We start from the raw sequence: 12360 nt of genomic DNA on the forward strand, positions 1-12360 counted from the left end.
TTCTCTATTTTCGGTAATCTTTATTCTATCTAAAAAGATTAAACGTTAAAACGGAAATGCATTACATCACCATCTTTTACGATATATTCTTTTCCTTCAACTTTGAATTTTCCAGCTTCTTTTGCTTTGGCCTCAGAACCGTATTGCACATAATCTTCGTATGAGATTACCTCTGCACGGATGAATCCTTTTTCAAAATCAGTATGGATAACTCCTGCAGCCTGTGGTGCTGTAGCTCCAATATTGATGGTCCAGGCACGTACTTCTTTTACACCAGCAGTAAAGTAAGTTTGTTGTTTTAATAATTTGTAAGCTGCACGAATTAATACCGAAGCTCCAGGTTCCGTTAATCCCATATCTTCAAGGAAAACCTGACGCTCTTCGTAGCTTTCTAACTCCGTAATATCAGCTTCTGCTCCTACTGAAAGAACAATAACTTCAGCATCTTCATCTTTTACCAATTCACGAACCTGATCTACATATTTATTTCCGTTTACTGCTGAGCTTTCGTCAACATTACAAACATACAACACCGGTTTTGCAGTAATCAACTGGAAAGCTTCCATTAAAACTTCTTCGTCATTGCCTTGAGGAACAATAGTTCTGGCCGATTTTGCCTGCAACAAAGCTTCTCTGATTCGGTTTAACAAAGCTTCTTCTGTCTGAGCTTCTTTATTTCCGGTTTTAGCCGCACGTTTTACTTTTTCCAGACGTTTTTCGATTGTTTCTAAATCTTTCAATTGAAGCTCTATATCAATCGTTTCTTTATCACGGATTGGGTTTACATTTCCATCAACGTGAACAATATTATCGTTATCAAAACAACGCAAAACGTGAATAATAGCATTACACTCTCTAATGTTTCCTAAAAACTGGTTTCCAAGACCTTCTCCTTTACTTGCACCTTTTACCAAACCTGCGATATCAACAATATCAACGGTTGCCATTTGTACACGCTCTGGTTTTACTAATTCTTCCAGTTTGTTAATTCTTGGATCCGGAACGTTTACAACCCCAATATTAGGTTCGATTGTACAAAACGGAAAGTTTGCACTTTGCGCTTTTGCATTAGACAAACAATTAAATAATGTTGATTTTCCAACATTTGGTAATCCTACAATTCCTGCTTTCATCTGTTGATTCTATTTGTTTTTTATGTGAACCTGTTTTTTAGTTTCTCCTATCCTACCTTATTGGTATACAGCAGTCTCTTTTAAACAGCTTATAATTTATGTTTTTCCTTATGCATTTCTGCCAAAATATTATTTTTTGGCTTTAAAATTTTGCAAATATAAGATTTAATAGCTCGCAAGTGAAGTAAAAATGACGATTAATGTTTTTCATAACCCTGTCTTGAAAATAATTAAACTTTTTACTAATTTTTTGTTAAAAATACTTACTTTTATAACAAACCAACTAAGAAGAACCAAACCAAATTTAATTAACTATGAAAAAGATTGCATTATTAATAATACTGCTTAACACAGCATTTCTATTTGCCCAAAAAGAAATATCAGGAGTTGTAAGGGATAAGTCGGGTAATCCACTGCCCGGGGTTAATATTCTTGAAAAAGGAACTACCAACGGCGCATCTACCAATTTTGAAGGCGGTTACCTTATTAAAGTAAAAGAAGGTGCCGTTTTAATTTTCAGTTACGTAGGGTATACCAATGTAGAAAAGCCCTCTTCAAACAGTAAAACTGACGTTGTTTTAGACGAAAACGGAGGTCAGGTACTGAATGATGTTGTCATTGTAGGATCAAGAAATACCAAAAGAACCGTTGTCAATTCGGCTGTTCCGATTGACGTGATCAATGTACAGGACGTTACGACCCAAAGTGGTAAACTCGAAATCAATCAATTACTACAATATGTTGCCCCTTCTTTTAATGCTAACAAACAATCGGGTTCTGATGGTGCCGACCACGTTGACCCTGCTTCTTTGAGAGGTTTAGGACCAGATCAGACATTGGTTTTGATTAACGGAAAAAGAAGACATCAATCGTCATTAATTAACTTATTCGGTACACGCGGACGCGGAAATACCGGAACAGATTTAAATGCGATCCCTGCTACCTCTATCAAACGAATTGAGATTCTTAGAGATGGTGCTGCAGCACAATACGGTTCTGACGCTATTGCCGGTGTTATTAATATTGTGTTAAACGACAATGTAGACGAGTTAACAGGATCTGTAACGTATGGTGTGTTTAACACCAATGCAAAAGGTGATTTTGTGGACGGAACTCCTAACACCAAAAACTTCAGACTGGACCAAAACGATAATGGAAATTCGTATGGCAAAAATCAGTCTTTTGACGGTGCATCTGTAAAAGTAGCTGCCAATTATGGAGTAGCCATTGGCGAGAAAGGCGGATTTGCCAATTTCACCACGGAGTACATCAATAAAAACAAAACGCTAAGACCTGCTTACGATTTTAGAAAAGGTTTTGGAGATGCCTCTATTCAGGGCTTTAATATTTTTGGAAATTTAGCCATTCCGGTTTCCGAAAGAACGCAATTTTATGCCTTTGGAGGTCGAAATTACAGAGACACTGATGCTTATGCTTTTACCAGAAACGGAGGAGAAAGAGTTGTTGAATCGGTTTACCCTGGTGGATACACCCCGAGAATTACGTCTAATATTATAGACAATTCTCTGGCAGCAGGTTTCAGAACTAAAACAGCCAGTGGATGGAATATCGATCTTAGTAATACGTATGGTAAAAACCTTTTCCACTACTACATCAAAGGAACTATAAATGCTTCACTGGAAGGAAAATCTCCAACAGAATTTGATGCAGGAGGACATAGTTTGACCCAAAACACAACCAACTTTGATCTTTCTAAAAACTATGATACTGTATTAGACGGTTTAAACCTTGCTTTTGGAGCGGAATACAGAACCGAAAAGTTCACCATTTTCTCAGGAGAAGAAGGTTCTTATGCCACTTACGATACGAACGGCAGACCTATAACCGACCCTACAACGCAAAGTGCACCAACAATTCCAAATCCGGATTACGATCCTACTGACCCAACCTCTTCTCCAACAATTTCGAGACCGGGAGGTTCACAAGGTTTTCCGGGATACAGCCCATCGAATACAGTAGATAAAAGCCGTACCAACTTATCTTTATATACAGATGCCGAGCTGGACATTACAGAAGCTTTTTTACTAAGTGCAGCCGTTCGCTTTGAAAACTACAGTGATTTCGGAAGTACTTTAAACGGTAAATTAGCCGCAAGAGTAAAAGCCGGAGAGCATATTAACTTTAGAGGATCTGTAAGTACCGGTTTCCGCGCCCCATCTTTGGCACAAATCTACTACAACCTGCGTTTTACAAATTTTAACGCTGGAGGAGCTACCGAAGTTTTACTTGCGCCAAACAACAGCCCTGTTACCAAAGCTTTTGGAATTCAGAAACTAAACGAAGAAAAAGCAGTAAACGCTTCTTTGGGTTTCACCGCTTCTTTTGGCGATTTCACCGCAACGGTTGATGGTTATTATATTAAGGTAAAAGACCGTATTGTACTTACCGGATATTTTGATGCTACTTCTTTAAACCTTGGTGTCGACAAAGCCCAGTTTTTTGTTAACGGTGTAGATACCAGCACTCATGGTTTAGATTTAGTACTGGCCTGGAAAAAAAGATTCGGAGAATCATTGTTTAGTGCAACTTTGGTTGGAAACATCAATGATATGAAAATTAACAATGTAAAAAATGGTACTTTAGACGAGGGTACTTTCTTTGGGAAACGCGAAAAAGCATTCTTATTATCTTCGGCTCCGGACAACAAATTTGGTTTAAACCTAAACTATGCTAAAAATAAATTTGATGCCGGTATCGCATTTACCCGATTCAGCAAAGTTGTTTTAGTAGACTATACCGATGAAAATGACGTGTACAACCCAAGATTAATTACAGATGTAACGGTGGGTTACAAACTGAGCAAAAATCTGAAATTAAGCGTTGGAAGCAACAACTTATTTAATGTTTACCCAACCAAACAAGATGAGACAGGTAACACTGAAGCTGGTGGTTACTGGGATGCTGTACAAATGGGTTTTAGCGGAGCTTACTACTATGCAAGACTTGGTTTTAACTTTTAATGAAGTTAATGACTCCATATATCTTCCTGAGCGAAGTCGAAAAAGAAATTCAACTTTAGCCTGCTAGACAAATGAAAGCAAAAAAAATCCTGAGTGTTGAACTCAGGATTTTTTGTTATTTATCTAAAACAGTAAATACTTATTTTATTATTCAGCGTGTAAAAATGCTTGTCTGTTCAACAAAGTTTCTTCGTCTTCAACATGATTATCATCTGGCACACAACAATCAACCGGACATACAGCAGCACACTGAGGTTCGTCATGAAAACCTTTACACTCAGTACATTTTCCCGGAACGATATAATATACCTCATCAGAAATTGGTGTTTGCGCATCACCTGCATCAACCTCAGTTCCGTCTGGTAAAATTATTTTTCCTGAAAGACTGGTTCCGTCTTTATATCTCCAATCGTCAGCTCCTTCATAAATTGCTGTATTTGGGCATTCTGGTTCGCAAGCCCCACAGTTTATGCATTCGTCAGTTATAATTATTGCCATTTTGTTCTTAGTTACGAGTTAAAAGTTATAAGAATTGCGTTAAAAACGTCAAACATTTTATTCTGCTTTGCCTTATAACTTAATATAGCTTATTTTTGTGCAAAATTACAATCAAAACCTTTCATAAACAAATTACTTATGTTACAAAACGAAAAAAAACAGTCTTTTATAGCACTAGGTCGATTTTTAAGTCAGTTCTCTGAAGCAGAAAACACACGAAATGAATCGGTTTTAGGTAATGAGCTGTTTTTTGATGCTTTCATAAAACTGATTGACCTTTCACAATCCCATAACGGATGGTACACTCCTGAACAAGTGCATTTTGCCATAAATTCCTGGGCTGAAGCTTTGACAGAAGAGAACCTTGAAAAATGGCTTTCTCCTTATACCGAAGCATTTGAGAAAGCGGGAAAAACAGAAAAAACAGTCGCTTTAATCCTTGCCGGAAATATTCCGTTAGTAGGATTTCATGACTTTTTATCGGTTTTAATCACTGGAAATAAAGCCTTGATAAAAACTTCTTCAAACGATCAGCATTTATTGCCGTTTTTGGCCAAATACCTCATTTTTGTTGATGAAAGTCTAAAAGACAAGATCATTTTCGTGGAAGGTAAACTCGAAAATTTTGATGCCGTAATTGCCACCGGAAGCAACAATACTGCCCGTTACTTTGAATATTACTTTAAAGACAAACCCTCAATCATTCGAAAAAACAGAAATTCGGTAGCGGTTTTAAACGGAAAAGAAACTCATGAGGAATTAGAAGCTTTGGGCGAAGATATTTTCAGATACTTCGGTCTGGGATGCCGCAATGTATCCAAGCTTTTTGTTCCAAAAGGATATTCCTTTGATGCCTTTTTTCAGGCTATTTTTAAATATCAGGACGTCATCCATTATGAAAAATACGCCAACAATTACGACTACAACAAAGCCGTATTTTTGATGAGCAACTTTAAACTTCTGGACAATGGCTTTTTAACTTTAAAGGAAGATCCAAGTTACGCCTCTCCTATTTCGAGCGTATTTTATGAATTCTATGAAAACATCGAAGAGCTGCAAGCTCGTTTAGAAGCTGATTCTGAGCAAATTCAATGCATCGTGAGCCATGATCTAATCCAAAACAGCACTACTTTCGGGCAAACCCAGAAACCACGATTGTGGGATTACGCAGATAACATAGATACTATAACGTTTTTGTTAACAACAAAGTAAAAATATGTGCAAATATTTCGAATAATTTATCGCTTTTTCAGGTCCTATTGCCGAAATTTGCGTCTTTAAATTTTTCGACTATTAACAACAACCATGAAAAAACACAACTACAGCGCAGGACCAAGTATTTTACCTCAGGAAGTTTTTGAGAAAGCCTCAAAAGCAATTTTAGATTTTAATGATTCAGGACTCTCTATTCTTGAAATTTCGCACCGAAGTAAAGATTTCGTTGCTGTTATGGAAGAAGCCCGATCCCTTGCTTTAGAATTGTTAGGACTTCAGGGGAAAGGATACCAGGCCCTATTTTTGCAAGGCGGTGCCAGCACAGCTTTTCTGATGGCTCCTTACAACTTAATGAAAGAAAACGGAAAAGCGGCTTATCTAGACTCCGGAACCTGGGCAACTGCTGCTATAAAAGAAGCAAAGTTTTTTGGAGAAACTGTTATCGTTGGTTCTTCAAAAGAAGACAATTACAGCCACATTCCAAAAGGATACGAAATACCAACTGATGCTGATTACTTTCACTGTACAAGCAACAATACTATTTTTGGAACTCAGATGAAAGAATTCCCGGCAACTAATATTCCTGTGGTTTGCGATATGAGTTCTGATATTTTTTCACGTGAACTGGATTTCTCTAAATTTGATTTAATCTATGCCGGTGCTCAAAAGAACATGGGACCTGCAGGAACTACTTTGGTAGTGGTTAAAGAAGAAATATTGGCGAAAAACGGAAGAACAATTCCAAGTATATTAGATTACGCCAAACATATCAAAGCAGAAAGTATGTACAACACACCTCCTGTTTTTGCCGTGTATGTTTCGTTATTAACCTTACAGTGGGTTAAAGAAAAAGGAGGAATTGCCGCTGTTGAAAAACTAAACAATGCAAAAGCCGACTTGCTTTATGCAGAAATTGACAGAAACCCATTGTTTAAAGGTACTGCAGCAGTTGAAGATCGTTCTAAAATGAACGTTACTTTCTTATTAAACAATGCCGATCATACTGCAACTTTTGATGCTTTATGGAAAGAAGCCGGAATTTCGGGATTACCGGGACACCGCTCCGTTGGTGGTTACAGAGCTTCAATCTACAATGCGATGTCTATCGAAAGTGTTCAGGTTTTAGTAGACGTAATGAAAGCTTTGGAAACTAAAGTTTAGTTTACAGTCACAGTTTTTAGTTTGCAGTTTACCAAAAATGTGAATTAAACACAGGATTCCTAGCCCCGATAGAAGTGGAAATCCTTTTTTGTTTTTTCTTTAAAAACAAAAAAGATTGTAACGGATAGCGGGATTAGCTCCTAAACAAAAAAGAAAAAATTATAATATATATGTTTAATCTAATCTGTACGATTAAACAAATAAACACATAAACTAAGATGAAAGTATTAGCCAATGACGGAATTTCAAAAAGTGGAATTCTTGCTTTAGAGAAAGGTGGTTTTGAAGTTATTACTACAAAAGTAGCTCAGGAACAGGTAGCTAACTTTGTAAACGAAAATAATGTAGCAGTGGTTTTAGTACGTAGTGCTACCAAAGTTCGCAAAGATATTATCGATGCCTGTCCGGGATTAAAAATTATTGGTCGTGGTGGTGTTGGTATGGACAACATCGATGTTGATTATGCAAAAAGCAAAGGAATCCATGTAATCAATACACCGGCTTCATCATCAGAATCTGTCGCTGAATTGGTATTTGGACACTTGTTTTCTGGTGTTCGTTTTTTACATGACTCTAACAGAAATATGCCTCTTGAAGGGGATTCTAACTTTGACGGCTTGAAAAAAGCCTACGCAAACGGTACCGAATTAAGAGGAAAAACTCTTGGTATTGTTGGTATTGGACGTATTGGCCAGGCTACTGCAAAAATGGCGCTTGGTTTAGGGATGAAAGTAATCGCTGCCGATAGCTTTATTCCTTCTGTAGACGTTAAAGTGGAATTTTTTGACGGTCAGTCTATCACTACCACTATCGTTTCTCAATCTTTAGAATCTTTATTCAAAGAAGCTGATTTTATCACTTTACACGTTCCAGCTCAGGATGGATACATCATTGGAGAGAAAGAACTGGCGATTATGAAAGATGGTGTTGGAATCGTTAACTGTGCCCGTGGTGGTGTTATCGACGAAGTTGCCTTGGTAAAAGCATTGGATTCAGGAACAGTTGCGTTTGCAGGATTGGACGTTTTTGAAAGCGAACCAAAACCGGAAATGGCTATTTTAATGCACTCTAAAATTTCATTGACTCCGCACATTGGAGCTGCTACAGGAGAAGCACAAGACAGAATTGGTACAGAATTAGCCTCACAAATCATTACTTTATTGAGCTAATGATTTAAAAATAAATTATTTAGAAGGGATTTATTAACATCGTTTAATAAATCCCTTTCTTTTTTTGATTAAATTTGAGTTTAAATTCTAACCTAAATTCTTTAAATCATGTTTGAACAATTAACACAATTAGTACAACAATACGGAGGAGATGCAGTGGTAAACAATACTGCTGTCCCAAATGAGCATAATGAAGCGGTTATACAAGAAACAAGCTCTTCAATATTTTCAGGATTGCAGAAAATTGCTTCAGAAGGAGGTGCAGAACAATTGGCAGGCTTATTCAACGGAACTTCGAAGTTAGACAGCTCTAACCCTGTTGTACAGCAAATAACGCAGCAATTGAGCGGTAGTCTAGGTGAAAAATTCGGATTAAGCAGTGCCGATTCAGCTGGTGTCGCTTCAAGTATGATTCCGCAGGTTTTGAGTTCTTTAGTAAACAAAGCAAAAGATCCGAACGACAGTAGTTTTAATATCTCCGATATCATAAGCTCCATCTCCGGAAATAGCGGACAGGCTTCGGGCATCATGGAAACCATTAATAAATACGGAATGCAGTTTGGCCTGGACCAAAACAACGATGGAAAAGTAGACGTATCCGATGCCATGGCACTCACCAAAAGTGGAGGACTAGGCGGTTTACTAGGGAAATTGTTTGGAAAATGATTCTTTAAGGTGCTGAGGTGCTAAGGTACTGAGGTGCTAAGCTGTTCTTGAAGCTTTAAATATGAAAACACAAAGGCTGTTTGTTGAACTCAAACAGCCTTTTTTTGTTCATTAAAGCCAAAGCCTTAGCAACTTAGTCCCTTAGCACCTAAGAACCTTTTTTATTCATCAAGATCAAAACCTTAGTCCCTTAGCACCTCAGAACCTCAGCACCTTTCTTTACAAACTGTTAAATACCAAAACCTTTTCCTCATTTATTCGTAAATTTAAGGCTCAAACAAAAATTATGAAAAAATATCTTTTTATACTAGTCCTACTGTTTACGATAATAGCTTGCTCAACGGCTTCGAAAAAAACTGTTGCGGCAAATACTACCTCTAAGTCAAATACTGCTGTAAACGATACGGTACGCATTGCCAATGATTCTTTGGAGTATGAAGTTATTATCATTGATAATGGTTTTAGTACCTGGCTGGCGTCGAGGGCACTTCCGCGAAATTATTATTCGTTAACGTATCTCGAAAACAAGAATAATTTGTACGTAACCGAATGGAACAACCGTGTTTTACAACCACAGCGTTACAGTCCAAACTTATATGAAATGAGAATTGATTACCAGCCAACGATTCATTATGGCTATGAAGTAAATTATTTGATTTATAACTATATGATTTATTTTCAAAATACATACAAACAAAAGCTCGCCGGTTATGTTCCTATAAGATAATGTTCTTATATTTGTAATCGTTACAAATAAAGAATGAACAGACTAAAAAAACGTTGGGGCATTACCTCAAATGTACAAGCCATTATAATACTGATTGTTTTTGCCATCACAGGATCGGCATCTGCATGGCTGTCTAAACCCTTTTGCGTTTTACTGGGCATCACCAAAGAAGATTTTGGAGGCTGGTTTACGCTGATCCGATTGCTGATTATTTTTCCAATCTATCAGGTTTTATTAGTGGCTATTGGTACACTGTTCGGTCAATTCCGTTTCTTTTGGAATTTTGAAAAGAAAATGCTTAAAAATATGGGACTTGGATTTTTGTTTAAAGATTCAGAACCTCAGTCTTAATTTACCCTAAAAGATCTAAGATTGTTGATTAACGATTGCTGATTTCAGATAATTATGGCAGTACAAAATCAACTATTGCGTTGTTTAACAACACCAGATCAAAAATCATTAATCAACAATCTTAAATATTACTACTCCTTACTCCCTTTTTGAAAAAAGTAAGTGTAAATCCAGGTTATTGTAAACGAAGGAATAATATCGGTTCCCGGAAGTATTTCTTCCACAAAAGTCAGCACACTCGCTACTTTACCTACCCTTCCCTGATACATTCGGGTCATAATAAAAGCCGCTATTGGCGCCCAGATCAAATCCGCAGGCTCCGCAAAGCCCGGTATACTGTATGTTAGCATTCCTATCGCATCCAAAGCCAACCCCAAAAGGAGTTTCTTTGTTCTGTCGTCATTCATTACTTTGGCATCCTGCATTTTCATCGTATTTAGAGATTCGAATTTAAAAAGAATTCTTTAAAACAAACTTATTTTTTGATCACAATTTATTCCTTAATTCCCACTTGTCCAGCACCTTCTTTACAAAAAACATGCTTTTCAATCTTCTACCAAAAACCAGACCGATTATTCAGCAGTCAGTATTTTTCTCTCTTCTAAGCTTTTTCCAATTCCATAAAATTGAGATTGTCATACTATTGATATTGATATTGCCCTTAAAAACTTGTTCTTAAAATTCTGTTAGCTGGCATTTTTATATCGGAAGAATCTTTGTTTCTTTGTAGAAACAGTTTCAAAATGATCCACGCAAAAAATATACATAAGTTTTACGACAAATTAGAAGTTTTAAAAGGAGTCGATCTGCACATTAAAAAAGGAGAAATTGTTTCGATTGTTGGTGCATCAGGTGCAGGAAAAACAACACTTTTACAAATTTTAGGCACCTTAGACAAACCGGAGAGAAACGCAGCATCTTCGCTGACCATCAATGGAGAGAATGTATTAAAACTACAGGACGCTGAAACCGACAATTCAAAAGAAGAAAAAAGATTCAAAATTGTATCGTGGATCGGCGGTGTGTATTCCATTTTATTATTCGTTTATCTGGTCTTCTTCAGAACTAAAAACGAGGATGATTTGATGGAATATGTCACACTTTTCGCTTTCGCACAACCTATTTTATCGGTACTCATCTATTTGAACCGTTATTTTAAAAAGAAGAGCAAAAAAGACAAGGTATTGTCTAATTTTCGAAATTTAAATTTGGGCTTTATCTTTCAGTTTCACCAATTATTACCTGAATTTACAGCGCTGGAAAACGTTTGTATCCCGGCTTATATGGCCAACAAACCTAAAGCCGAAGCAGAAAACGAAGCAAAAAAAATCTTAGAATACTTGGGATTATCACATCGCATACATCATAAACCAAATGAACTTTCGGGAGGAGAACAGCAAAGAGTTGCTGTCGCCAGAGCGCTAATCAACAAACCTGATGTTATTTTTGCCGATGAACCTTCAGGAAATCTCGACACCCACTCGGCCGAAAACTTACACCAGTTATTCTTCCAACTTCGCGACGAATTTGGGCAGACTTTCGTAATTGTAACCCACAATGAAGAATTGGCTAATATGGCCGACAGAAAGTTAGTAATGGTAGACGGGTTAATTAGCAATTAAGAATTCCAAAACAATCCGGCAGCCTCTTTCCTTTTAATCATGACACAAAAAGAACTCAAAGAATTTCTCGACGAAAAAGTAACGCAATACAACAATCTCGATTTTATCGACAGTGATCCTGTGCAGATTCCGCATTTATTTACGCAGAAAGAAGACATTGAGATTGCTGGTTTTTTGAGCGCCACTATCGCCTGGGGAAATCGTAAAATGATTATCAAGAATTCACATCAAATGATGGAATTGATGGGGAATACGCCTTATGATTTTGTGATGTCACATTCAGATGAGGATCTCGAACGTCTGGAAAACTTTGTACACCGTACTTTTAACGGAAAAGACTTTTCAGGTTTTATAAAAGGATTACAGCATATTTACCAGAACCACAATGGTCTGGAAGCGGTTTTTGCCAAAAATCAGGAAGCCGACAGTTTACAGAAAAGCATCAGCGAATTTAAAAAGATATTTTTCGAAATCGATCATTTACCGCGCACTCAAAAACACATTTCAGATCCGTTAAACAACTCGGCTGCCAAAAGAATCAACATGTACCTGCGCTGGATGGTACGTCAGGACAGCAAAGGCGTCGATTTAGGAATCTGGAAAACGATTTCTCCGGCTGTATTGTCCTGCCCTCTTGATGTACACTCCGGTAACGTAGCCCGAAAATTAGGAATCCTAACCCGAAAACAAAATGACGGAAAGGCCTTAACAGAACTTGACCTCAAGCTCCGAAAAATGGATCCAATCGATCCGGTAAAATACGACTTTGCTCTTTTCGGATTGGGCGTTTTTGAAGGATTCTAAGCCCGATAAAGCAACCTTTCATTAGCTTTATTC

General features: G+C 37.3%; 11 protein-coding genes and 2 pseudogenes. 10 read left to right on the forward strand and 3 right to left on the reverse strand.

Annotation, left to right across the window (positions count from 1 at the left end; genetic code table 11):
* Window positions 1-38: 38 nt before the first annotated feature.
* Complete coding sequence (gene ychF, locus ACN1CN_RS03750; protein ID WP_419134702.1) at window positions 39-1133, reverse strand: redox-regulated ATPase YchF; 1095 nt, start codon at window positions 1131-1133, stop codon at window positions 39-41.
* A 314-nt stretch (window positions 1134-1447) separates the two neighbouring features.
* On the opposite strand from ychF, the gene ACN1CN_RS03755 reads away from it, so the two are divergent.
* The gene (locus ACN1CN_RS03755) at window positions 1448-4114 is read left to right on the forward strand and encodes a TonB-dependent receptor (RefSeq protein ID WP_419134703.1); all 2667 of its coding nucleotides are present in this window, start codon (window positions 1448-1450) and stop codon (window positions 4112-4114) included.
* Window positions 4115-4261: 147 nt separating this feature from the next.
* Here ACN1CN_RS03755 and ACN1CN_RS03760 read toward each other — a convergent pair whose 3' ends face one another.
* Window positions 4262-4612 (reverse strand): 4Fe-4S dicluster domain-containing protein, encoded by a 351-nt coding sequence (locus ACN1CN_RS03760; RefSeq protein WP_263360410.1) that lies wholly within the window; start codon window positions 4610-4612, stop codon window positions 4262-4264.
* A gap of 138 nt (window positions 4613-4750) precedes the next feature.
* Here ACN1CN_RS03760 and ACN1CN_RS03765 point away from each other — a divergent pair, with 138 nt between their 5' ends.
* From ACN1CN_RS03765 to ACN1CN_RS03790, 6 genes are all read left to right on the forward strand, one after another.
* Window positions 4751-5824 (forward strand): acyl-CoA reductase, encoded by a 1074-nt coding sequence (locus ACN1CN_RS03765; RefSeq protein ID WP_419134704.1) that lies wholly within the window; start codon window positions 4751-4753, stop codon window positions 5822-5824.
* Between the two features lie 93 nt (window positions 5825-5917).
* Complete coding sequence (serC, locus tag ACN1CN_RS03770; RefSeq protein WP_419134705.1) at window positions 5918-6988, forward strand: 3-phosphoserine/phosphohydroxythreonine transaminase; 1071 nt, start codon at window positions 5918-5920, stop codon at window positions 6986-6988.
* A gap of 218 nt (window positions 6989-7206) precedes the next feature.
* Window positions 7207-8157: a D-2-hydroxyacid dehydrogenase gene (locus tag ACN1CN_RS03775; protein ID WP_419134706.1), complete on the forward strand. Its 951-nt coding sequence runs from the start codon at window positions 7207-7209 to the stop codon at window positions 8155-8157.
* A gap of 108 nt (window positions 8158-8265) precedes the next feature.
* Window positions 8266-8823 (forward strand): hypothetical protein, encoded by a 558-nt coding sequence (locus ACN1CN_RS03780; RefSeq protein WP_419134707.1) that lies wholly within the window; start codon window positions 8266-8268, stop codon window positions 8821-8823.
* A 286-nt stretch (window positions 8824-9109) separates the two neighbouring features.
* Window positions 9110-9550 carry a DUF6146 family protein gene (locus ACN1CN_RS03785; protein ID WP_419134708.1) on the forward strand — a complete coding sequence of 147 codons (441 nt, stop codon included), beginning with the start codon at window positions 9110-9112 and terminating at the stop codon, window positions 9548-9550.
* 33 nt (window positions 9551-9583) lie between these two features.
* Window positions 9584-9901 (forward strand): DUF6787 family protein, encoded by a 318-nt coding sequence (locus ACN1CN_RS03790; RefSeq protein WP_264523440.1) that lies wholly within the window; start codon window positions 9584-9586, stop codon window positions 9899-9901.
* A 131-nt stretch (window positions 9902-10032) separates the two neighbouring features.
* Here ACN1CN_RS03790 and ACN1CN_RS03795 read toward each other — a convergent pair whose 3' ends face one another.
* Window positions 10033-10332 carry a hypothetical protein gene (locus ACN1CN_RS03795; RefSeq protein WP_264523439.1) on the reverse strand — a complete coding sequence of 100 codons (300 nt, stop codon included), beginning with the start codon at window positions 10330-10332 and terminating at the stop codon, window positions 10033-10035.
* 312 nt (window positions 10333-10644) lie between these two features.
* On the opposite strand from ACN1CN_RS03795, the pseudogene ACN1CN_RS03800 reads away from it, so the two are divergent.
* The 3 genes and pseudogenes from ACN1CN_RS03800 to ACN1CN_RS03810 all read left to right on the forward strand — a co-directional run.
* Window positions 10645-10869 (forward strand): annotated as a pseudogene (locus ACN1CN_RS03800) (ATP-binding cassette domain-containing protein); the annotation flags it as partial.
* A gap of 204 nt (window positions 10870-11073) precedes the next feature.
* Window positions 11074-11523 (forward strand): annotated as a pseudogene (locus ACN1CN_RS03805) (ABC transporter ATP-binding protein); the annotation flags it as partial.
* Between the two features lie 39 nt (window positions 11524-11562).
* On the forward strand, window positions 11563-12327 hold the full coding sequence (locus ACN1CN_RS03810) for a TIGR02757 family protein (RefSeq protein WP_419134709.1): 765 nt from the start codon (window positions 11563-11565) through the stop codon (window positions 12325-12327).
* Window positions 12328-12360 lie beyond the last annotated feature (33 nt).

The sequence above is a fragment of the Flavobacterium sp. T12S277 genome (genome assembly GCF_048514875.1).
GTDB lineage: Bacteria > Bacteroidota > Bacteroidia > Flavobacteriales > Flavobacteriaceae > Flavobacterium.

Excerpts from the sequence above, each read along its gene's own strand:
- ychF (WP_419134702.1), bottom strand. The coding sequence starts at position 1,133 with ATGAAAGCAGGAATTGTAGGATTACCAAATGTTGGAAAATCAACATTA.
- ACN1CN_RS03755 (WP_419134703.1), top strand. The coding sequence starts at position 1,448 with ATGAAAAAGATTGCATTATTAATAATACTGCTTAACACAGCATTTCTA.
- ACN1CN_RS03760 (WP_263360410.1), bottom strand. The coding sequence starts at position 4,612 with ATGGCAATAATTATAACTGACGAATGCATAAACTGTGGGGCTTGCGAA.
- ACN1CN_RS03765 (WP_419134704.1), top strand. The coding sequence starts at position 4,751 with ATGTTACAAAACGAAAAAAAACAGTCTTTTATAGCACTAGGTCGATTT.
- serC (WP_419134705.1), top strand. The coding sequence starts at position 5,918 with ATGAAAAAACACAACTACAGCGCAGGACCAAGTATTTTACCTCAGGAA.
- ACN1CN_RS03775 (WP_419134706.1), top strand. The coding sequence starts at position 7,207 with ATGAAAGTATTAGCCAATGACGGAATTTCAAAAAGTGGAATTCTTGCT.
- ACN1CN_RS03780 (WP_419134707.1), top strand. The coding sequence starts at position 8,266 with ATGTTTGAACAATTAACACAATTAGTACAACAATACGGAGGAGATGCA.
- ACN1CN_RS03785 (WP_419134708.1), top strand. The coding sequence starts at position 9,110 with ATGAAAAAATATCTTTTTATACTAGTCCTACTGTTTACGATAATAGCT.
- ACN1CN_RS03790 (WP_264523440.1), top strand. The coding sequence starts at position 9,584 with ATGAACAGACTAAAAAAACGTTGGGGCATTACCTCAAATGTACAAGCC.
- ACN1CN_RS03795 (WP_264523439.1), bottom strand. The coding sequence starts at position 10,332 with ATGAAAATGCAGGATGCCAAAGTAATGAATGACGACAGAACAAAGAAA.
- ACN1CN_RS03810 (WP_419134709.1), top strand. The coding sequence starts at position 11,563 with ATGACACAAAAAGAACTCAAAGAATTTCTCGACGAAAAAGTAACGCAA.